The organism is Streptomyces nitrosporeus (genome assembly GCF_008704555.1).
Classification (GTDB): Bacteria; Actinomycetota; Actinomycetes; order Streptomycetales; family Streptomycetaceae; genus Streptomyces; species Streptomyces nitrosporeus.
This window is the reverse complement of record NZ_CP023702.1, coordinates 4,376,806-4,400,301: the sequence shown is the minus strand read 5'-3', so window position 1 is coordinate 4,400,301 and position 23,496 is coordinate 4,376,806. Positions and strand designations below refer to the sequence as shown.

Below are 23,496 nucleotides of genomic sequence, written 5' to 3'. Positions count from 1 at the left end.
CTGCCCAGGGGCACCCCCATTCTCCCAGGTGCCGCCGCTACCGCGAAAACGGCTTTCAGGGGCCTCGGCGCCCCGTGGGATACTGGGGCCTGCTTCCCTGTCCTCTACCGAAACGGCAGCCGGCTCATGGCTTCGGTCTCTTCCCTCGCTTCCACGCTCCAGCAGCAGCTCGCGGACGCCCTGACGGCAGCACTGCCCCAGGCCGGCACCGCGGACCCGCTGCTGCGCCGAAGCGACCGGGCCGATTTCCAGGCCAACGGCATCCTGGCGCTCGCCAAGAAGCTCAAGGGGAACCCCCGCGAGCTGGCCGGGAAGGTCACGGCCGCCCTCCCGGCGGGTGAGCTGATCAAGGAGGTCGAGGTCTCCGGCCCCGGCTTCCTCAACATCACGCTCGCCGACCGGGCCATCGTCGAGACGCTCGCCGCGCGCGCCGCCGACGGCGACCGGCTCGGTGTGCCGGTGAACGCCGGCGCGGGCACCACGGTCATCGACTACGCCCAGCCGAACGTCGCGAAGGAGATGCACGTCGGCCACCTGCGGTCCGCGGTCATCGGGGACGCGATGGTCCAGATCCTGGAGTTCACCGGCGAGAACGTCGTCCGGCGCCACCACATCGGCGACTGGGGCACGCAGTTCGGCATGCTCATCCAGTACCTCTTCGAGCACCCGGACGAGCTGAAGCACGAGGGCGGCGGGGCGGACGGCGAGGCGGCGATGTCCTCGCTGAACCGCGTCTACAAGGCCTCCCGTGCGCTGTTCGACTCCGACGAGGAGTTCAAGGCCCGCTCCCGGGACCGGGTGGTGGCGCTCCAGGCCGGGGACCCGGAGACGCTGGCCCACTGGCAGCGCTTCGTCGACGAGTCGAAGATCTACTTCTACTCGGTCTTCGACAAGCTGGACATGGAGATCGACGACCCCGACATCGTCGGTGAGTCCGGGTACAACGACATGCTGGAGGAGACCTGCCGGATCCTGGAGGAGACGGGTGTCGCCGTCCGCTCCGAGGGTGCGCTGTGCGTGTTCTTCGAGGACGTGAAGGGCCCGGACGGCAACCAGGTCCCGCTGATCGTCAAGAAGACGAACGGCGGTTACGGCTACGCCGCGACCGACCTCTCCGCGATCCGCGACCGGGTCCAGAACCTCAAGGCCGACACCCTGCTGTACGTGGTGGACGCCCGGCAGTCGCTGCACTTCAAGATGGTCTTCGAGACGGCCCGCCGGGCCGGCTGGCTGAACGAGGACGTCCGCGCCCACCAGCTGGCCTTCGGCACGGTCCTGGGCAAGGACGGCAAGCCGTTCAAGACCCGTGAGGGCACCACGGTCCGGCTGCAGGACCTGCTGGACGAGGCGGTCGAGCGGGCCACCGCGGTGGTCCGGGAGAAGGCCGGGAAGGTGGGCCTGTCCGAGGAGGAGATCGTCGAGAACGGCCGGTACGTCGGCGTCGGCGCCGTGAAGTACGCGGACCTGTCGACCTCTGCGGTACGGGACTACAAGTTCGACCTGGACCAGATGGTCTCGCTCAACGGCGACACCTCGGTCTACCTCCAGTACGCCTACGCCCGGATCCGGTCCATCCTGCGCAAGGCGGGCGACGCGAAGCCCGCCGCGCACCCGGAGCTGGAGCTGGCCCCCGCCGAGCGCGCGCTGGGTCTGCACCTGGACGGGTTCGGCGAGGTGCTGTCCGAGGTCGCCGCGGGGTACGAGCCGCACAAGCTGGCCGCGTACCTCTACCAGCTGGCCTCGCACCTCACCACGTTCTACGACCAGTGCCAGGTGCTGAGCGACGAGAACGCGCCCGAGGTCGTCGAGAACCGCCTCTTCCTCGTCGAGCTCACCGCCCGCACCCTGCACCAGGGCATGCGGCTGCTCGGCATCCGCACCCCCGAGCGCCTCTGAGCCCTTCGGCCCCGGCCCCGCCCGGCCCGGGACCCCGCCGCTGCCGCCCCGTACACCGCCCGGTGTGCGGGGCGGCTCCGGTGTGCGGGGACGCCGGCTCGCACGGGGGCCGGCGCAGGGACAGCCGGTGCAGAGACGGCCGGGGCGGGAGCCCGGAAGCGGAATCGTATGCCGCTGACACATTCACACGCGTTCCGTTCCGACCGCTTCCCTCGCCGCCCTTACACGTCCGGATCCGCCCGGCCTGCGTGGCTTAATCGATTACCCCGGGAAACGTGAACAGAACTCACTTTGTGCCACCGGACGCGGGATCATAAAAAGCCGCAGAGGCCGCGCCCAGGCCCTCGGACCTCCCATTCCCCGCCCATTCCCGGGCGCGACGCCACGAATCCACTCCGCGATACCCGCCCCGGCATTTCCGCCACCCTCACCCCGTCCAACTGGGCTTTTACGACAGGGCTGTCGGCTTACTCCGGAGTAATCGGGGATCTACCGGTCGGTAGAGCGTCCGGCCGCCGTATTGTTGGGTCGGAGATCCAGCTGGATAAGCGCGACCGGACGGTTCTCACACCCGTTTTCGCGGGTGCGGGGGGAGGCGGGGTGCACGGCGTGCCGTGCGGCCCGCCGATGGCGGATCAAGGGCTGTTCCTCGTCCGGCAGCACGGGACAGCCTGAGGGGGGTACATGGAGAAACGGCTGAACTTCAAGGTGCTGGGGCCCCTGGAAGTGACGTCCCACGACGCGCAGGTGCCGGTCGGAGGGCCCAGACACCGGACGATCCTCGTCATGCTGCTCCTCAGTCCGGGCAGGATCGTCGCCGTCGACACCCTGATCGAGGCCGTCTGGGGTGACCGCCCTCCGGCCACGGCACGGACCCAGGTGTCCATCTGCATCGCCGCGCTGCGCAAGACGTTCAAGGCCGCCGGTTTCCCCGGGGAGGTCATCGTCACCGCCCACCCCGGCTACCTCCTCCAGGTCGGGATGCACCGGCTGGACTCGGAGGAGTTCTCCGCGCTGGTGTCCTCGGCCGAGCTGGCCGTGCGGAACAGCAGGCCCGCGGAGGCGGCCCGTTGCTACGCCGAGGCGCTGGCCCTGTGGCGTGGCCGGCCGCTGGACGGGGTGACCGGCCGGCTGGTGGAGGACGAGGCGAGGCGGCTGGAGGAGCTGCGCCTGGACACGTACGAGAACGCCACCGCCGTCCATATCCAGCTGGGGGAGCACCAGAAGATCCTCCCGGACCTGGCGGCGATGGTCCGGGAACATCCGCTGCGGGAACGGGCGCGGCACCAGCTGATCACCGCCCAGTACCAGTCGGGACGCCGGGCGGAGGCCCTGGAGACCTTCCGCGACGGGCGGCGGTGGATGATCGAGGAGCTGGGGCTGGAGCCGGGCCCCGCCCTGTCCGAGCTGCACAACGCGATCCTGCAGGACGAGCTCTCGCCGGCCGTACCCGGGCCGGACGGCGAGGGGACGCTGCCGTCCAAGCCGGTCGGCGACCCGCTGGAACTCCCCCCGGACGTACCGGGGCTGGCCGGACGCAAGGAGGAACTCGCCCAGCTCGACGAACTCCTCACCCCGGCCGTGGAGTCGAACGGGCCGGCGACCGGGCTGATCACCGGGGTCGGCGGGGTCGGCAAGACGGGCCTGGCGGTCCACTGGGCGCACCAGGTCGCCGAGCACTTCCCCGACGGGCAGCTCTTCGCCGATCTGCGGGGGTACGACGAGCATCTGGAGCCGACCACCGCGGGGGAGATCCTGGGCCGCTTCCTGCGTTCGCTGTCGGTGCCGACGGCCCAGATCCCCTCGGAACCGGAGGAGCGCGCCGCCCTCTACCGCAGTCTGCTCGCCGACCGCCGGGTGCTGGTGGTCCTCGACAACGTCCGTAGCTACGCCCAGGTGCGTCCGCTGCTGCCGGGCAGCGGGGGCTGCTGTGTGCTGGTGACCAGCAGGGAGCAGCTGTCCGAGATGCTGGCCTGGCCGCCGCGGTCCTGGGTCCGGCTGGGGCGGCTGTCGCCGTACGAGGCGGTCGAGTTACTCGAGAAGATCGTCGGTGAGGAGCGTGTCGCGGCCGATCCCCCTTCCGCCGCCCGGCTGGCCGAGCTGTGCGACCTGCTGCCGCTGGCTCTCCGGATCGCCGGGGCGCGGCTCGCGTCCAAGCCGCACTGGACGGTGTCACGTCTGGTGCGCAGGCTGAGTGACGAGCGGCAGCGGCTGGACGAGCTGAGTTCGGGGGAATCGCAGGTGCGGGCGAGTTTCGCCCTGACCTACCGGGGTCTGACCGCTGCGACGGCGCTGCTGTACCGGCGGCTGGGGCTGCTCGACGCACCGGACTTCGGTGCCTGGGTGGCGGCCGCTCTGCTGGACACCGATCTCCTGACCGGGGAGCGGCTGGTCGAGCAGCTGGTCGACGCCCAGTTCCTGGACGTCGTGGGGCTCGACGCGACCGGCCATCCCCGCTACCGCTTCCAGAACCTGCTGCGGCTGTTCGCCCGGGAGCGGGCGGAGGCGGAGGACACCGCCGAGGACCGCCGGGCGGCTCAGGAGCGTGCCTTCCGCGCCTATCTGGCGCTGGCCGAGCAGGCTCACCAGCGGGCTTTCGGGGGCGACTTCAGTGTGATCCACAGTGCGGTTCCGCGCTACCGCCTGCCCGGGGAGCTCGGTGAGGGGCTGCTCACCGATCCGCTGGGCTGGCTGGAGACGGAGCGCCTCTCCCTGGTCGCGGTGGTCGACCAGGCGGCGGCGCTCGGGCTGGACGAGCTGGCCTGGGACCTCACCATGTCGGTCGTGGTGCTCTTCGAGACGCGCAACTACCTCGACGACTGGCGTGAGTGCAGCGAGCGGGCGCTGGCCGCGGCCCGGGTGGCGGGCAACGCCCGCGGCCAGGCGGCGATGCTGCACAACCTGGGGGCGCTGGAGATGCGCCTGCGCCACTTCTCCAAGGCGTACGCCTCCTTCACCGAGGCGCTGGAGCTGCACGGGCGGGCGGGCGAGGAGCACGGCCACGCCCTGGTGCTGCGCAACATGGCCATGATCGACGAGATGCGCGGTGACCTCGACCGGGCCGTGGAGCGCAGCACGCGGGCGCTGGAGGTGTTCCGCGCGGTGGGTGATCTCTCCTCGGAGGCCCATGTGCTGAACAACATGGCGCAGATCGAGCTCGACCGGGGGCAGACGGACGCGGCGCAGCGGCTGAGTCTGGAGTCCCTGCGTGTCTCCGCGGCGATCGGTGAAGGAGGCTCCAGGAGTCTGGCCCTGGGGACCCACCGGCTGGCCCGGGTGTATCTCGCGCAGAAGCGGTACGCCCTGGCGGAGGAGGCGTTCCTGCGGATGATAGGGGTCGTCCGGGCGCAGGCCGACATGCTGGGGCTGGCCCACGGGCTGCTCGGGCTGGGCGAGGCGCGGCTGGGCGCGGAGAGCTGGGGGCAGGCGCGGGCGACCCTGGCGCAGGCCCTGGAAATCGCGGGACTGGTCGACAGCGCGTTGGTCGAGGGGAAAATCAAACTGGCGTTGGGGGAGGCGTGCTGGAAGTGCGGTGACCGCGTGGCCGCCCGCCGTCATTTCTCGGGTGCCCGAACGGACTTCGCCCGGATCGGCGTGGCGAAGTGGACAGAGCGCGCCCGGCTCGCCCTCGCCGGCACGGACCCGGTGGGGGAACTCCCCGCCGAAGTCGCGTCCGCCGGGGAAACGCCCGGGGGCACCTGACGGGCCGGATATTGTCACGGGGTCACCGGGGCTCTTCCCCGCTATCGGGCGTCCCCGTCCCCGAAAGCAGAGCGATAATGAGCCGAAACCCCTGTGCCATACGGTTCCTCACATAGCAGTTGACGCGGGTCAGATGACATGGGGGAAGAAATGAAGAACGTCCGTAACACCGTCGCGACCGCCGCGGCGACCACGGTTCTCGTCGGACTGTGCGCATTCCTGACGGCGGGGACGGCGGTGGCGGCGCCGGCCGGTGACCGGCTCGCCGCACCGGCCGCGGGGGCCGTCGACCGTACCGACGACGAGAGCTGGCACTGATCACGGTTCCGGCCGGAACGGCCTGTCCGGCCCTGGGGGAAGCGGCCGGACACGAGGCGGGCCGACCGCGGGACGCGGCCGGGTGACCGCCTCCGGGGGCAGGGCACCGCGTCCGGGCACCGGGCCCGGCGGTGAAGCGGGCGGCGCGGCGCCGGGAATATATCCGCGATATATACGGGGTCGATACGGTCCGCGCCACGCAGTCAGCAGTGGAAAGGGCAGACAGTGCCCATGGCGCCGCCTTACGACATGGATGAGAACAGTGACGGCCGCGGGGGCGAGGACATCGGCCCCGCGGCCGTGTTCCACGCGCTCCGCGCCCGTGGCGACACGCATGTCTGGTGGTGGCGGCAGCCTCTGAGCACCGATCCCGCCGACCTCGCCCTGCTGGGCACGGAGGAGTTCCGGCAGGCGCTGTGCATGCGTTCGGAGCAGGAGGCGACGGCGTTCGTCCACACCAGGGCGGCGGCCCGCCGGGCCGCCGCTGAGCTGCTGGGCACCGGTCCCGAGGACATCGGGATCGTCGAACCTCCCTGTACGCCCTGCGGGGACGTCAGCCACGGCCCGACGCATCTGGGCCGGCCCGACGCGCCGCTGGCGGTGGGCCTGGCCCGCACCGGTGGTTTCACGGTCCTCGCCGTGGGGGCGGGGTCCGCCGTGGGTGCGGGGGCGGAACTGCTGCACCCCGTCCGCCACGACGTGCTGAGCGAGCCGTGGCTGACCGCCGACGAGGCGCTCCACATGCTGTCGCTGCCCCGGGGCGCCGCCCGCGACGAGGCGTTCTACCGGTGCCGGGCCAGGAAGCGGGCCGTTCTGGACGCGGTGGGGCACGGGGCGGACGCCGTCCCGCTGGACCGCATCGAGTCGTACCCGGCCACCACCGGCACCGTGCTCATGCACTGTCCCGGGCTTCCCGGGACCCTGGGGCGCACCGCCTGGGTCGTCCGTGATCTGGCGTTGCCCGAACCGGTGGCGGCGGCGGTCGCCGGTGCCGCGGGTGCCGAACCGCCGTGCGGCCCGCTGCGGTTGCACCTGCCGGGGGCGGCGGCCCCCGGCGGTGCGCGCCGCCCCCGGTGACGTCCGCGTGCGGCCCGGGGCCGCCCCGGCGGCGGCGCGCCTCACGGGGGCGGGTGCACCGGGGGCCGGTGCCAGGGTCTCAGCGGGCACCGGTGGGTTCGCGCCGGCTCTGCCGGGGGGCGTCCTTCAGCGACCGCGCCAGGAGCAGCACGAGTTCGTGGAAGCGATAGAGCGGGCGGCCCTGGCGGTCCACCCCGCAGATGTCCAGCAGGGCGCCGTCCACCAGCTGTTCGAGGAGCTGTTCCGCCGCCGCCTCCCGGGTCCGCAGGCAGGCTGCCGCGCGCTGCGCGGGGAAGGACTCCGCCCCGATGTCCGCGAGCTGGACCAGGGTGGCCCGGGCCCGGCCGGATTCCGGTAACTGTTCCAGTGACGGCATCAGTGCGCCGGCCACGTCCACTCCGGCGAAGGCCAGTTCCGCCAGCCGGCTCCCGGGGTCGGCCAGCCGTTCGGCGAGCCGGGCCACCGGCCAGTAGGGCCGTGCCGCGAGCCGGCTCCCGGTGACGCGCAGGGCGAGCGGCAGCCCTCCGCAGTAGGCGAGGACGTCATCGGCGGCGTCGGGTTCGGCGAGCAGGCGGGCCCGTCCGGCCGAGGCGGCCAGCAGGTCGAAGGCGGCACCGTCACCGAGCGGGGCGAGCGCCGTCGTCCGCGCCCCTGTCACCTGGGGCAGCCGGGCGCGGCTGGTGATCAGTACGACCGCGTCGGGTGATCCGGCGAGCAGCGGGTCGAGCCGGCGGCTGTTGACCGCCCCGTCCAGGACCACCAGGAGCCGCCTGCCCGCTGTCCGCGCCCGGTACCGGCGCAGCAGCTCGTCCGTCTCCGCGGGGCCGTCCTGCCCGCCGGAGACGTGCTCACCCAGTCCTCTCAGCAGCCCGGTGAGGACGTCGGCGGGCTGTCTCGGCTGCCCGTCGGGTCCGGTCAGTTCGGCGAAGAGGCAGCCGTCGGGGTAGTGGGCGGCGCTCAGGTGCGCGGCGTGCACGGCCAGGGCCGTCTTGCCCACCCCCGCCATGCCCGTGACGAGCAGGTGGCGCGGGCCCCGGCCGCCGGCCGGTTCGGCGAGCTGGGCGCGCAGGGCGGCCAGTTCGGTGCCCCGGCCGACGAACTCCGTGGTCTGGGCCGGCAGCATCGAGGGGGCGTCCTCGTCGGCGTAGGCGGACGGGGCGGGCCTCCGGCTCGCGGTGCTGCCCGGCCCGGGGCCGCTCCGCCCGGCGAGTACGGCCGCGTAGGTCGAGCCGAGGTCCTCGCCGGGGTCGACGCCCAGCTGGTCGGCGAGCAGGCTGCGGCCCTCGTAGTAGCTCTGCAGGGCGTCGCTCTGGCGCCCGCCGCGGTAGTACGCCGTCATCAGCTGGGCGCGCAGTTTCTCCCGGAGCGGGTGCCGGGCGACGAGGCCGGTGAGTTCGGCGGTCAGCTGCTCGTGCCGGCCGAGCGCCAGGTCCGCTTCGATCCGGCTCTCCAGGGTGTGCATCCTCGCCTCCTCCAGCTGCGGGAGTTCGGCGTCCGCGAGGTGCTCGGTGACGTTGGCGAGGGCGGTCCCCCGCCAGTGCCCGAGTGCCTGGGTCAGCAGCGAACCGGCCTCCCCGAAGCGCTTGCGGCGCAGGGCCGCGCGCCCCAGCGTGTCGAGCCGTTCGAACTCCAGGAGATCGACGGTGCTGTGCGGTGCCCGGAGCAGGTAGCCGGGCTGGCGGCGCTCGATCCCGACCTCGTCGCCGAGCAGTTTGCGGAGCCTGGACATGTACGTGTAGATCTGGGCGCCGGAGGTCGCCGGCGGCTCCCATCCCCACAGGAGTGTGTTGAGTCTGGAGTCGGACACCACACGGCCGCGGGCGAGCAGCAGGGCCGCGAGTACGGTGTGGATCTTGGAGCCGGACAGCGCCACGCGCGTGCCGTCCTTGTGAGCTTCAACCGGGCCGAGGACTCGGAAGTCCATTCGGCACCCCCCGTCTGGCTAATGCGAACGAATGCTCGTCGCAGAAGCTATGCGGGGCGCTTATTCACGGGTTATCCGTTCGGTAACACCGCCTCCCGCGCCCGGCGGACGGGGCCGGGGACATGGGCGGGGAGGCTGTCCCGTGCCTGGTGGGACGGGGGGCGGGGAGGTTGTCCCGTGCCCGGTGGTACGGGGGCGGGGACACGGGCGGAAGGTTTCCCCGGGCCCGGTGGTACGGCCGGGGGCACACGCCCGGAGGCCACCCCGTGCCCCTTGTCCTCCGGTCCGGGACGGCCTCCTGGTGTGTGCCGGGCTGCGGGTGTGGGTCAGCCTGTGGCGACGTCCAGTTCACGGCCGAGGAAGGCCGCCACGGCCTTGTGGGCCTGCTTGCCGTTGTCGGAGTTGGTGAGGACCACGCAGCCGTTACCGGAGCGCAGTCGCAGCGAGGTCAGGGCCCGGTATCCGGCGGTCTGGCCGCCGTGCCCGAACTCCAGGTCCGTCATCGAGCCGTCCACCACGGTGCCCAGGCCGTAGAAGCTGCCGGGGAACGCCTCCGTGAGCATGAGGGCGGCGGACTTCGCGGACAGGAGGTCCGAGAAGCCCAGATGGGCCTGGCGGATCTCCACGGCCAGCTGGGCGAGGTCGACGGCTGTGGACCACAGCCCGCTGCCTGCGAGCACCGGGCGTACCCGGTAACCGTCGAGCAGCGCCCGGCCGTGCTGGTCGTGTCCGGTCGCTATGTCCTGGCCGGCGGCGTGCGGGTCCCCGGGCGCCAGGAAGGTGCTGTCCCGCATGTCCAGCGGCCGGAGGACGAGACCGGTGGCCAGCTCCTGGAAGTCCTGTCCCGTCACATCGGTCAGCAGCTGTTCCAGCAGGGCCCACTGGCTGCCCGCCTTGCGGAAGAGCGCGCCGGGCTCGTGTTCGGCCCACACCTCGTCCAGTACGGCGGACAGCTTCGGCATGTCCTCTCCGGGGCGCCACCAGGTGGCCGGGGTCTGCGAGAGTCCTGCGGTGTTGGACAGCAGGTGACGCAGGGTCAGCCGGGACCCGGCAGCGGTCCGGGGCACGGGGCGGCCGGTGAGGTGCTCCGCGATGTCCTCGTCGAGGCGCAGCACGCCCTGGTCGACGAGGCGCAGCGCGGCGAAGGCCGTGACGTGCTTGCTGATCGAGCCCGCCTGGAACCGGGTCCGCAGCGTCACGGGGGCGCCGGTGTCGGCGGCCCGGACGCCGTGGACCTGCACCCCGACCAGCCGGCCGTCCTGGAGGAGCGCGACCGCGGCCCCCGGTATCCGGTGCGCTTCCATCGCCCCGGCCACGTCGGGCCCGGCCTGCCGTGCCGGTGTGAGCGCGGATGTCATCGGCCTGCTCGCCCCTCTGTCGGTGTCCTGACCGCCGTCCGCCACGTCCGGGGCGCCGCCCTGCGGCTCCGGGGCGCCCCGCGTGCCGTACGTGTTCTGTGTGTCCTGCCTGCCGTGCGTGTCCTGGGTGTCCTGGGTGTCGTGTCCGTCCCGGATGCCGTCGACGGTCTGCGCGAGGTCTTCGACGGTCTCGCTGTCCAGCAGCATCCGCAGGGTGACGCCGAGCCCCTTCTTCCGGGCGGCGGCCATCACATGGACGATGCGCATCGAGTCGGCGCCCAGGTCGAGCAGCCTGTCCCGTACGCCCACGCCGGGCACTCCGAGGACCTCGGCGCAGACCTCCACCAGCAGCCGTTCGGTCCTGGTGCGGGGCGCCGTGTACTCCCGGCCGGCGCCCAGCGCCGCACGGCCGGGCGCGGGCAGCGCCTTCCGGTCGACCTTGCCGGACGCGTTGAGCGGCATCGCGTCGAGCAGGACGAACGCGGCGGGCACCATGTAGGAGGGCAGCGCGGCGGCCAGGTGGGCCCGCAGTCCGGCCTGGTCCGTGGTCCCCGCGGTGACCGCGTAGGCGACGAGGACCTTCTCGCCGTTGCCGTCCTCACGGGCGAGGACCGTGGCGTCCCGGACCGCGGGGTGCGCGAGCAGGACCTCCTCGATCTCCCCCGGCTCGATGCGGTAGCCGCGGATCTTCACCTGGTTGTCGATCCGGCCGAGGCACTCCAGCTGCCCGTCCGCACGGAACCTGGCCAGGTCGCCCGTCCGGTACATCCGCGAGCCGGGCGGCCCGCCGAAGGGCTCCGGCAGGAACCGTTCGGCGGTCAGCGACGGCCGGCCCACGTACCCCCGGGCCACCCCGGCCCCCGCGATGTACAGCTCACCGGCCACCCCGACCGGTACGGGCCGCTGGGCGGCGTCCAGGACGTACGCCCGGTAGTTGTGGATGGGGCGCCCGATCGGCACGCTGCCGGCGTCCGGCTCGACCTCCCAGGCGGTGGACCACACGGTCGCCTCCGTCGGCCCGTACTGGTTGACCAGCCGGTCCACCCTGCGGGCCAGGTCGCGGGCCAGGGCCGGCGGAAGGTCCTCGCCCCCGGCGATGGCGGTGAGCGGGGTGCGGCCGAGCCCGGCGGCGAGGAGGAGTTTCCAGCCCGCCGGGGTCGCCTGGGCGTGGGTGATCCCGGCGCTCTCGATCAGCCGCAGCCGGGCGGACGGGTCGTGCGCCTCCTCGTCGTCGGCCAGGACCACCCGGCCGCCGGTGATCAGCGGCAGGTAGAGCTCGGTCGTCGAGATGTCGAAGGACAGCGAGGTGGGCGCCAGCCAGCGGTGCCCCGGGCCCGCCCCGTACCGCTCCCGCATCGAGAACAGCACGTTCAGCAGGGAGGAGTGCGCGATCTGCACCCCCTTGGGACGCCCGGTGGAACCGGACGTGAACAGCGTGTACGCGAGCCGGTGCCGCCGGGCGGGGTCCTTCGGGTCCCGCTCCTGCGGGCCGTCGACCGGGGTGGCCGGACGGCCCTCGATCAGGGCCCGGTCACGGTCGAGGTCCACGACCCCGCCGTCGTACCCGCCCGCGAGCCGTTCCTCCAGGCCGCCCTGCGTCACGATCAGCCGGGCGCCCGCCGCACCGAGCATGTAGGTCAGCCGGTCCGCCGGGAGCCCAGCGTCCAGAGGCAGGTGGGAACCGCCGGCCTTCCAGATCCCGAGCAGGCAGGGCAGGGTGTCCGGCCCCCGGTTCAGCAGCACACCGACGACGGACTCCGGCCCCACCCCCGCCCCGCGCAGCTGGTGCGCGAGGCGGTTGGCCCGTGCGTCGAGCTCCCGGTACGTCAGGGACGTGGTGCCCGTCCGCACCGCCACGGTGTCAGGGTGTTCCGCGGCTGTCGCCTCGAACACCTCGTGGACGTATCTGCTCATCCCCACTCCACCTCGGTGTCGTTCCAGTCCTGGAGCACCTGGGTCAGTTCCGCCGGCGAGAGGATCGCCGCGTCCACGTCCCCGTCGGGGTCGGCCGCCATCGCTTCGAGCACCGCCCGGTACATCCCGGCGAGGCGCTCGGCGTTCGCCCGGTTCAGCCCGGTGCTGACGGCCCTCAGGACCAGCCGTCCGGGCACGTTGGCGACCGACAGGGTGAACTCGTTGGAGCTGTCACCCGCCCCCGCCCGTACGTCCACCGTGCCGGTGTCGACCTGGTGGAAGTCCTGGTAGCGGTACATGATGTCGAACAGCCGCCGCCCGCCCGCCAGCCGCTGCACCGCGGGGAGCGGATGCCTGCGGTGGCCGTACACCTCGGCCTCGCGGTCGAACACCTGCTGGACCAGCTCGCGCCAGGTCCTCGCCGTACGGTCGTGGGCGAACGGCAGGGTGTTGAGGTACATGCCGTAGACCCGCTCGGCACCCGGGACCTCCGGGCGCGCGCTGTACAGCACCCCGGTGTGGAAGGCCGGTTCGCCGGTCACCGTGCTCAGTACCTTCAGGTGCGTGGCCAGCAGTACCGCCTTGAACGAGGTACCGCTGGAGGTGGCCAGGGCCCGCAGGGCAGGCTCGATGTCGCGGAACTCCACCGACAGCTTGAAGTCCTCACGCGGCGCCGCGCTGCCGTCGCCCCACTCCTCGGGGAGCACGCACATCGCGTAACGGTCGACGATGCCCTGCCAGTAGTCCCGGTCCTCGTCGGACTCCAGCGACCGCTGTTCGGCAGCGATGAAGTCGGCGTAGCGCACCGCTGCCGGTTCGGACCGCTCGGGCAGACCACCCGCGGCGTACGCGTGGTAGGCGTCCAGCACCTCCATCAGCAGCGACTGCTGGCTCCAGCCCTCGGTGATGGCGTGGCAGTGCGTGAAGCCCAGGTGCCACGCCTCCTCCGACTCGATGAGCGCGGAGAGCCGGAGCAGCGGCGGCACACCGAGGTCGAACAGTTCGGCCCGCTCGGAGGCGATGTGCGCCTGCCGCGCCGCCGCGAACTCCTCCGCGTCCCGCCCCCGCAGATCCCGTACGGTCACCGGGATGCCGGCACTCGGATGGACCAGCTGGAGCGGTACGTCGAACCCATCGAGTGAGAAGGACGTACGGAGCATCTCGTGCCGTTCGACGACGGTCTGTCCGGCGCGCCGCAGGGCGTCGGCGTCGAAGGGACGGCCATCCTTGATCCGGAACGTGGACGTGTTGTGGTACTTGTTCAGCCCGTCGTCGGCGAGCATCTCGACCAGCATGCCGAGCTGCACCTTTGAGATCGGGTACGCGTCGACCAGGCCGGCCGGCAGCGCGGTGCGGACCTCCTCGGACACCTGGGCGAACGGGGCGACGGCCACGTCCTCCTGGCCCGGTCCGGTGTCGGTGAGCGCGGTGGCCAGACCGGCGACGGTGCGGTGCTGGAAGACGTCCCGCACATTCGCCTCGAAGCCTTCGGCGCGCAGGGCGCCCACCAGGGCGATGGCCTTGATCGAGTGGCCGCCCAGGTCGAAGAAGTTGTCCTCGACCCCGACCTTCTCCATGCCCAGCACCCGGCTCCAGACAGCGGCGATGCGCTCCTCGGCGGGAGTACGGGGAGCCAGGTAGGTGTCTTTGGCCGAGTCGTCGGGGTCGGGGAGGGCGCGGCGGTCGATCTTGCCGTTGGCGGTGAGCGGGAGGGCGTCGAGCCGGACGAAGAGGGAGGGGACCATGTACTCGGGCAGCGAGGCCCCGAGCGCTTCGGCCAGGCTGCCCGCGAGGTCCTCGGCGAGGCCGTCGGTGGTGCCGGCGACGTAGGCGATCAGGCGCTGGTCCTCGGAGACGACGACCGTCGCGTCGGTGACCTGGGGATGAGCGACCAGAGCCGCCCGGATCTCTCCCAGCTCGATGCGATACCCCCGCACCTTGACCTGATCATCGATACGGCCCAGGAACTCCACCGCACCATCAGCACGCCACCGCACCAGATCACCCGTGCGATACAACCTCGCACCAGGTGCCCCGAACGGGTCGGGCAGGAAACGCTCCGCCGTCACACCAGGACGGAACGCATACCCACGCGCCACACCCACACCACCGACGAACAACTCCCCCACCGCACCCACCGGAACCGGACGCAAACCCCCATCCAGCACCCGCATCACCATGTTCGGCAACGGCCGGCCGATCGGAACAACACCCTCATGAGCCCCGGACAACGGAAAGACACACGTACCCACCGTCGCCTCGGTCGGCCCGTACTCATTGACCACCTGACCATCACCGAGCAGAACCCGCCAACGCTCCACCAACGCACCCGGCAACGCCTCACCCGCCACCACCACACGCGGCACCAAAGCAGAGATCTCCCCGTCCGACAGCTGACCCGAAAGCACCTCCAGATGCCCCGGAGTCAACTTCATGAACGCGAACGGACCCGCCTCGACAACAGCAGCACCCAGCTCGGTCAGCTCACCGTCCCACAACCACACCCGCTGACCAGCAACCAACGGAGCCCACACATTCGGCACCACCAGATCGAACGCCACCGACGAGAACACCGGCGCACCACCCGACCCCGAACCCACCAACTCCCGCACAGCCCAGTCCACATGATTGACCAGACCCCGATGCGAAACCTGCACACCCTTCGGCCGCCCCGTCGAACCCGAGGTGAACACCGTGTACGCCACACCATCCAAATCCGGCGACACCACAGGAGCAGACCCCGGGAACAAGGACACATCCTCATCCACCAACACCACCGACACACCCGGGAACCGGTCCGCATAATCCGCCGACGTCACCGCCACCGACACCCGCGCATCCGCGACCATCCCCGCCACACGCCCCACCGGCAACACCGGATCCAACGGAACGAACCCACCACCCGCACGCCACACCGCCAACAACGCCACCACCAGATCAACCGACCGATCCAGCAACACCGCAACCGACGACTCAACCCCCACACCAGCCGCAACCAACCGATGCGCCAACCGATTCGCCCGACCATCCAACTCACCAAACGACAACACCCGGCCACCAGCCGCCACCGCCACCTCATCCGGCGACTCAACAGCCCAACGACCCACCAACTCCGAAACCGAAACCTCCGGCACCACCACACCCGAGTCATTCCAACCAGTCAGCACACGCTCACGCTCACCACCCGGCAGGAACACCTCCCGCGCATCACCCTCCACATCCCCCGCCATCGACTCCAACACCGCCCGATACATCGCAGCGAGGCGTTGTGCACCGGATTCGCCGAGGATCCGCGGGTTGACGGTGAGCAGCAGGCCACTGCCCCGGGCTGCCACCGCGAGGCCGAACTCCGTCGCGCCTTCACCGTCGCCGGAGTCGGCGTCCACAAGGTCGGATTCGGCCTGGGCGTCTGCCAGGTCGAGGTAGCTGAAGCGGACGTCGAGCAGGCGTGTACCGTCGCCCAGTTCCCGCTGCATGACCGGCATCGGGAAGCGGCGGTGCGGCCAGAGCGCACCTTCCTGGTCGAAGACCTGGCGGATGAGTTCCCTCCAGGTCCGGGCACCGCGTTCGTAGGCGAACGGCACGGTGTTGAGATACATGCCGTAGACCCGCTCGGCTCCCACGACCTCAGGCCGGCCGCTGGACACCAGCCCCGTGCAGAAGGACTCCTCTGCGGTGAGCTGGCTCATCACCTTCAGGTGTGCGGCGTGCAGGACTGCCTTGAGTGAGGTCTCCGTACTGCTCGCGGCGGCACGCAGGGCTGCGGTGAGGTCGCCGAGCGGTACCCGTACGGTGTTCGCGGTCCGTCCGGGCTCGGCGTCCCCCCAACCGGAAGGCAGCTCGAACTTGGCGTGGGTGCTCAGCACGTCACGCCAGTAGGACCGGTCCTCTTCCGATTCCAGGGAGGCGAGTTCGGCGGCGACGAAGTCGGCGTACCGCACCTCGGGGACATCGACATCCGGCAGTGCTTCGCCCGCACGTATCCGCAAGTAGCCCTCGACGACATCGCTGAGGAGAGTGCGGTGGCTCCAGCCCTCGGTGATGGGGTGGCAGACGCTGACCGACAGCCACCATGCCTCGTCGGACTCGATGAGTGCGGAGATACGGAGCAACGGCGCGCGGGACAGGTCGAAGGTCTCGGCCCGCTCGGAGACGATGTGCGCCTTGCGTGCCTCGGCCTGCTGTCCGGCGTCCAGTGACCGCAGGTCGTGAACGGTCACCGGGATGTCCGCGCTCGCGTGGATGAGCTGGAGCGGCACGGTGAAACCTTCGAGATCGAAGGAGGCGCGCAGCATCTCGTGCCGGTCAACCACCGCCTGGCCGGCGCGCCGCAGGGCGTCGGCGTCGAAGGGGCGGCCGTCCTTGATCCGGAACGCGGTGGTGTTGTGGTACTTGTTCAGCCCGTCGTCGGCGAGCATCTCGACCAGCATGCCGAGCTGCACCTGGGCCAGCGGATAGGCGTCCACGAGCCCTGCGGGGAGCTTCGCCCGATCCTCGGGCGCGACCAGCGCGAAGGGCGCGACGACCGCAGAACCGGTGACCGGTTCGGTGTCGGTGAGCGCGGTGGCCAGGCCGGCGACGGTGCGGTGCTGGAAGACGTCCCGCACATTCGCCTCGAAGCCTTCGGCGCGCAGGGCGCCCACCAGGGCGATGGCCTTGATCGAGTGGCCGCCCAGGTCGAAGAAGTTGTCCTCGACCCCCACTCTTTCGACTCCGAGGACGCCACTCCACACGGCGGCGATGCGCACCTCCGTGGGGGTACGGGGAGCCACATAGGTGTCCTCGGCCGAACCCTCGGGGTCGGGGAGGGCGCGGCGGTCGATCTTGCCGTTGGCGGTCAGTGGGAGGGCGTCGAGCCGGACGAAGACGGACGGGACCATGTAATCGGGCAGCGAGGACCCGAGCGCTTCGGCGAGGTCGTCGGTGGTGCCGGCGACGTAGGCGATCAGGCGCTGGTCCTCGGAGACGACGACCGTGGCATCGGTGACCTGGGGATGAGCGACCAGAGCCGCCCGGACCTCACCCAGCTCGATGCGATACCCCCGCACCTTGACCTGATCATCGATACGGCCCAAAAACTCCACCGCACCATCAGCACGCCACCGCACCAGATCACCCGTGCGATACAACCTCGCACCCGCCGGACCATACGGATCGGGCAGGAAACGCTCCGCCGTCACACCAGGACGGAACGCATACCCACGCGCCACCCCCACACCACCGACGAACAGCTCCCCCACCGCACCCACCGGAACCGGACGCAACCCCCCGTCCAGCACCCGCATCACCATGTTCGGCAACGGCCGGCCGATCGGAACAACACCCTCATGAGCCCCGGTCAACGGAAAGACACACGTACCCACCGTCGCCTCGGTCGGCCCGTACTCATTGACCACCTGACCATCACCGAGCAGAACCCGCCAACGCTCCACCAACGCACCCGGCAACGCCTCACCCGCCACCACCACACGCGGCACCAAAGCAGAAACCTGATCATCCGACAGCTGACCCGAAAGCACCTCCAGATGCCCCGGAGTCAACTTCATGAACGCGAACGGACCCGCCTCGACAACAGCAGCACCCAGCTCGGTCAGCTCACCGTCCCACAACCACACCCGCTGACCAGCAACCAACGGCGCCCACACATTCGGCACCACCAGATCGAACGCCACCGACGAGAACACCGGCGCACCACCCGACCCCGAACCCACCAACTCCCGCACAGCCCAGTCCACATGATTGACCAGACCCCGATGCGAAACCTGCACACCCTTCGGCCGCCCCGTCGAACCCGACGTGAACACCGTGTACGCCACACCATCCAGATCGACCGAGAGCGGAGGCGGAGACGACGGATAGGACGAAAGGTCAGCGTCATCAACCCGGACCACATCCACATCGAACCGGTCCGCATAATCCGCCGACGTCACCGCCACCGACACCCGCGCATCCGCGACCATCCCCGCCACACGACCCACCGGCAACACCGGATCCAACGGAACGAACCCACCACCCGCACGCCACACCGCCAACAACGCCACCACCAGATCAACCGACCGATCCAGCAACACCGCAACCGACGACTCAACCCCCACCCCAGCCGCAACCAACCGATGCGCCAACCGATTCGCCCGACCATCCAACTCACCAAACGACAACACCCGGCCACCAGCCGCCACCGCCACCTCATCCGGCGACTCAACAGCCCAACGACCCACCAACTCCGAAACCGAAACCTCCGGCACCACCACACCCGAGTCATTCCAACCGGTCAGCACACGCTCACGCTCACCACCCGGCAGGAACACCTCCCGCGCATCACCCTCCACATCCCCCGCCATCGACTCCAACACCGCCCGGTACATCGCAGCGAGGCGGTCGGTTCCCTCCCGGCCGATGAAGTGCCGGTTGGCGGTGATGACCATGAAGCCGGCCCGGGTGGAGACGCCGAGCGGGAATTCGGTGGGGCTGTCGTCGATGGTGGCCGGGTAGTCCACGACGTCCTGGTCGACCTGGCGGAAGTTCTGGTAGCTGAAGCGGACGTTCACGAGGCGTTCGCCGCCGCCGAGTTCGCGCTGCATCACACCGAGCGGGTAGCGCCGGTGCGGCCAGACCTCGATCTCCTGGTCGAAGACCTGGCGTACCAGGTCTAGCCAGGTCGCCGCGCCCCGGGTGAAGGCGAAGGGGAGCGGGTTCAGGTAGACCCCGTAGACCCGTTCGGCGCCGACCGCCTCCGGCCTGGCGTTGGTCACGAGGCCGGTGAAGAAGGACTCCTCGGGCGTGAGCTGGCTCATCACCTTCAGGTGCACGGCGTGCAGGACGCTCTTGATCGGTACCTTCGCCTTGGCGGCCAGGGTCCGCAGGCCGGTCTCCAGGTCGTGGTACGGGACCCAGGAGCGGTGCAGCCCGCGCGGGGTCGTGGCGGGGTCGTCGCCCCAGCCGGCGGGGATCTCGAAGGCGGCGTTGTCCTCCAGGACCGTCTGCCAGTAGGCGCGGTCCTCCTCACCGGCCAGGGAGGTCAGTTCGGCGGCCACGAAGTCGGCGTACCGCACGGCCGCGGGGGCGGGCTCCTCGACCGGGGTGCCGTCGCGCAGGGCCCGGTAGGTGGTGGCCAGCTCCATCAGCAGCGAGTGGTGGCTCCATCCTTCCAGGACGGCGTGGCACTCGGTCAGTGTCAGCCACCACGATCCGTCGTCGCACGCGTGCCCGGTGAACCGGATGAGCGGCGGTGCGGTCAGGTCGAAGAGCTGGGTGCGCTCCTGGGCCATGAACGCCCGGAGTGACGCCTCGACGGCGTCACCGTCGAGTCCGGTCAGGTCCCGTGCGCCGACCGGGGAGACGACGTCGGTGGCGGGGTGGACGAGTTGCAGCGGTACGGAGTAGCCCTCGATGGCGAAGGAGGACCGCAGGATCTCGTGTCGGGCCAGGACCAGGTCGACGCATCGCTGGAGCCGTGCCCGGTCGAAGGGCTGGTCGTCGAGGATCCGGAAGCAGGTCGAGTTGTGGTAGTGGTTGCGGCCGTCGTCGGCGAGCATCTCGACGACCATCCCGAGCTGCACCTGGGCCAGCGGGTAGGCGTCCACGAGCCCGGCGGGCAGCCGGTCGAGGTCCTCCCGGGCGAGCAGGGAGAAGGGTTCGACGGGCGGCGCGGCCTGGGCGGGCGCGGGGCGGCCGGTGATGAAGGCGACGAGTTCGGCGGGGGTTCGGTACTCGAAGACGTCGCGGACCGTCACGTCGTACTCGCTGTCGCGCAGGGCGCCGACGAGGGCGACGGCGCGCAGCGAGTCGCCGCCCAGGTCGAAGAAGTTGTCCTCGACCCCGACCTGTTCGACGCCGAGGACCTCGCGCCAGACGGCGGTCATCTCCTCCTCGGCCGCGGTGCGGGGTGCGACGTGGGTGGTCTCGACCCCCAGGGCGCTGCGGTCGGGGGCGGGCAGGGCCGCCTGGTCCAGCTTTCCGTTGACGGTCAGCGGGATCTTCCCGACGACCAGGAAGGCGGTCGGGATCATGTAGTCGGGGAGCGTGCGGGCCAGCAGGGTGCGGAGTTCGCTGGGCGCGGCGACGGCGTCGCCGGTGGGGACGACGTAGGCGACCAGCCGGCGGTCGCCGGGGGTGTCCTCGCGGGCGACGACGACGGCGTCCCGGACGCGGGCGTGGGTGAGGAGGGCGGCCTTGATCTCGCCGAGTTCGATGCGGTGGCCGCGGATCTTGACCTGGTGGTCGATGCGTCCCAGGTAGTCGAGGCTGCCGTCGGGCCGCCGGCTCGCCAGGTCACCGCTGCGGTAGAGCCGGGTACCGGGCTTGCCGTACGGGTCGGGGACGAAGCGTTCGGCGGTCAGGGCGGGCCGGTTGAGGTACATCCGGGCGACGCCGGGGCCGCCGACGTGGATCTCACCGGGCACACCGACCGGGACGAGTTCGCCGTGCGGGCCGAAGAGGTGGACCTGGAGGTCGCGCAGCGGGCGGCCGATCGCGTTGCCGGTGTCCGCCGCCAGGTCGGCCTCGGTCAGCAGGTGGTAGGTGGTGTGGACGCAGGTCTCGGTGATGCCGTAGAGGTTGACCAGCTGGGTGCGGTCGAGGCCGCGGCGGGCGACCCAGGGCGCGAGGCCCGGGATGTCGAGGCGCTCACCGCCGAACATCACGACGCGTACGGCGAGTTCGTCGACGAGGGCGTTGCCGTCGGCGGCCAGGGAGACCAGGCTGCGGAAGGCGGACGGGGTCTGGTTGAGCGCGGTGACCTGATGTTCGGCGAGCAGCCGCAGGTACTCCTCGGGTGCGCGGGCCACGTCCGCGGGGACGACGACGAGCCGCCCGCCGTGCATGAGGGCGCCCCAGATCTCCCAGACCGACATGTCGAAGGCGTACGAGTGGAAGAGCGTCCAGGTGTCCTGCTCGTCGAAGCCGAAGTGTTCCTCGGACGCCGTGAACAGGCGGAGCACGTTGGTGTGGCTGAGGCCGACGCCCTTGGGGCGGCCGGTCGAGCCGGAGGTGTAGATGGTGTAGACGATGTCCTCGGGTACCGCACCGGAGACGGGGTTGCCGTCCGGGGCGGCTTCGAGGGCGGCCGCGGTCTCCGGGGCGTCCAGCACCACGAGCGTTCCCTCGGCCACTTCGCCCAGGTGGGCGGCGTACGCCGAGGTGGTGACGACGATGCGGGCGCCGGCGTCCGCGAGGGAGTAGCCGATGCGGTCGGCCGGGTGCTCCGGGTCCAGGGGGAGGTAGCCGGCACCGGACTTGAGGACGGCGAGCAGGGCCGGCACCAGGTCGAGATCGCGGTCCATGCTGACGCCGACGAGGCTGCCGGGGCCCGCGCCCAGGGCGCGCAGGTGGTGGGCGAGACGGTTGGCGCGCGCGTTGAGCCCGGCGTAGCTGAGGCGCTCGGAGCCGAAGACGAGGGCGGTCGCGTCGGGGCGTATCGCGGCCTGCTCCTCGACGAGCTGGTGGACGCAGCGCTCGGGCGCGTCGAAGAACCGGGGCTCGTCCAGCAGGACGGCCAGGTCGGATTCGTCCAGCATGGTGAGGCGGGAGAGCCGTGTGTCGGGCGCGGCGACGGCGGACTCGACGAGGCGTACGAAGTGCCGGGCGAGGCGTTCCACGGTGGCCCGGTCGTACAGCGCGGTGCTGTACTCCAGGGTTCCGGTGACCGAGCCGTCCGGGGACTCGCCGAGCTGGAGGCTGAGGTCGAAGCGTGAGACCCGCGAGGTCGCGTGGAGGGCCTCGGCCTCGACGCCGGGCAGCCGGAAGTCGCGGGTGCGTTCCCGGTGCATGGTGAAGGCCACCTGGCACAGCGGGGTCCGGGACATGTCGCGGACGGGTACGAGTTCGTCGGCGAGCCGGGCGAACGGGTACTCCTGGTTGTCGAAGGCGTCCAGCACGGTCTCGCGGGCGCCGACGAGCAGGTCCCGGAAGGTCGGGTCGCCCTGCCAGCGGCCGCGCAGCACCAGCGTGTTGATGCCGTAGCCGATGAGCTGTTCCAGCTCGGGGCGGCTCCGGCCGGACACCACGGTGCCGACCTGGACGTCGTCGCGGCCGGTGTAGCGGGACAGCAGTGCCTGGAAGCCGGCGAGGAGGGTCTGGAAGGGGGTCGCCCCGTGCTCGGAGCCGAGGGCGCGCAGCCTCTCGGCCGTCCCGGCGCCCAGGTGGACGGGCACCGCGTCACCGTCGTAGCTGCGGGACGCCGGCCGGCGCCGGTCGGTGGGGACCTCCAGGGGGGTCACCCCGGCCAGCTGGTTACGCCAGTAGCCGAGCTGCTTGCCCAGGGTGTCACCGGCCAGGCGGGTGTGCTGCCAGGCGGCGTAATCGGCGTACTGCACGGCGAGCGGGGCGAGCGGAGAGGGCTTTCCCTCGGTGAACGCGCCGTAGAGGGCGGAGAGTTCGGACAGGAAGAGGCCGACGGACCATTCGTCGCAGGCGACGTGGTGGAAGACCACGACGAGCAGGTGGTCGTCCACGGAGATCCGGATGAGCCTGGCCCGCAGCGGCGAGCCGTTCTCCAGGTCGAAGGGGCGGCCCGGTTCGGCCTCGGCGAGTTCCCGGGCGCGCTGTTCCCGCTCCTGGGGTCCGGCGGCGTCCGTGACCTCGTCGACGGGCAGGCGGAACGGGGCGGGAGGGTCGATCAGCTGGACCGGCTCGGCGCCGTCGAGGCGGTAGCGGGTGCGCAGGATCTCGTGGCGGGCCACCAGCTCCTCGAAGCCGCGGCGCAGCACCTCGGTGTCGAGCGGTCCGCGCAGCCTCAGGGCGACCGGGACGCTGTACTCCCAGCTGCCCGGGTCCAGGCGGCTGAGGAACCACATCTGCTGCTGACCGTGGGAGAGCGCCAGCGGGCCGTCCCGGTCGACCGGGACCACCGCGGCCCGCCGGCCGCTGCGGCCTCCGGCGAGCCTGGCGCGCACCAGCTCCTCGCGCCTCTCCTCGGTCTGTCCGTCCGTGCGGCCTTCGCCAGTACTCATGCTGAGCGCCCCTCCCGACCTTCGTTCCGTACGTCTCACTGGGTTTCCTGCTCCGTGCTGCGGCCGGCCCGGTGCCGGCGGGGGCGCCTCAGGCGGCGCCGGTCTCCGCCATGCGGCGGCGCAGGCTCGCCGGGCGCATGTCCGTCCAGACCTCCTCGATCCGGTCCAGGCAGACCTGGCGGGCGCCCTCGGTGCCCTCGGCGTGCCAGCCGGCCGGCAGCTCGCGGTCCGCGTCCCAGATCGAGTACTGCTCCTCGTCGTTCAGGACGACCCGGTAGACACGGTTGTCGGTCTGCTCGTCAGCCATGACGGTTTCCCTTCGGTGGTCGGATTCGCTGCCAGCTTCGGGCGCCCGCCT

At 71.3% G+C, this 23,496-nt stretch carries 8 protein-coding genes; 4 read left to right on the top strand and 4 right to left on the bottom strand.

What is annotated here, in order from left to right:
• The first annotated feature begins 126 nt into the window (after positions 1 to 126).
• The 4 genes from argS (at position 127) to CP967_RS19535 (ending at position 6,993) form a co-directional block, all read left to right on the top strand.
• A complete protein-coding gene (gene argS, locus CP967_RS19545) occupies positions 127 to 1,896 on the top strand; it encodes an arginine--tRNA ligase (RefSeq protein WP_150489198.1) in 1,770 nt (589 codons plus the stop codon).
• Positions 1,897 to 2,580: 684 nt separating this feature from the next.
• Positions 2,581 to 5,598 (top strand): AfsR/SARP family transcriptional regulator, encoded by a 3,018-nt coding sequence (locus tag CP967_RS19540; protein ID WP_150489197.1) that lies wholly within the window; start codon positions 2,581 to 2,583, stop codon positions 5,596 to 5,598.
• Positions 5,599 to 5,748: 150 nt separating this feature from the next.
• Positions 5,749 to 5,916 (top strand): hypothetical protein, encoded by a 168-nt coding sequence (locus CP967_RS34085; protein WP_167535412.1) that lies wholly within the window; start codon positions 5,749 to 5,751, stop codon positions 5,914 to 5,916.
• Positions 5,917 to 6,165: 249 nt separating this feature from the next.
• Positions 6,166 to 6,993: a phosphopantetheinyl transferase gene (locus CP967_RS19535; RefSeq protein ID WP_190175098.1), complete on the top strand. Its 828-nt coding sequence runs from the start codon at positions 6,166 to 6,168 to the stop codon at positions 6,991 to 6,993.
• Between the two features lie 79 nt (positions 6,994 to 7,072).
• Here CP967_RS19535 and CP967_RS19530 read toward each other — a convergent pair whose 3' ends face one another.
• The 4 genes from CP967_RS19530 to CP967_RS19515 form a co-directional block, all read right to left on the bottom strand.
• On the bottom strand, positions 7,073 to 8,866 hold the full coding sequence (locus CP967_RS19530) for an AfsR/SARP family transcriptional regulator (RefSeq protein WP_229888398.1): 1,794 nt from the start codon (positions 8,864 to 8,866) through the stop codon (positions 7,073 to 7,075).
• Positions 8,867 to 9,243: 377 nt separating this feature from the next.
• Positions 9,244 to 12,189, bottom strand: coding sequence for a non-ribosomal peptide synthetase (locus CP967_RS19525; RefSeq protein ID WP_150489195.1), 2,946 nt, complete (start codon positions 12,187 to 12,189; stop codon positions 9,244 to 9,246).
• Positions 12,186 to 23,138, bottom strand: a complete 10,953-nt coding sequence (locus tag CP967_RS19520; protein ID WP_150489194.1) for a non-ribosomal peptide synthetase — start codon at positions 23,136 to 23,138, stop codon at positions 12,186 to 12,188. Before CP967_RS19520 ends, CP967_RS19525 begins: the two co-directional genes overlap by 4 nt.
• 88 nt (positions 23,139 to 23,226) lie before the next feature.
• On the bottom strand, positions 23,227 to 23,445 hold the full coding sequence (locus CP967_RS19515) for an MbtH family protein (RefSeq protein WP_150489193.1): 219 nt from the start codon (positions 23,443 to 23,445) through the stop codon (positions 23,227 to 23,229).
• Between the last annotated feature and the right edge of the window lie 51 nt (positions 23,446 to 23,496).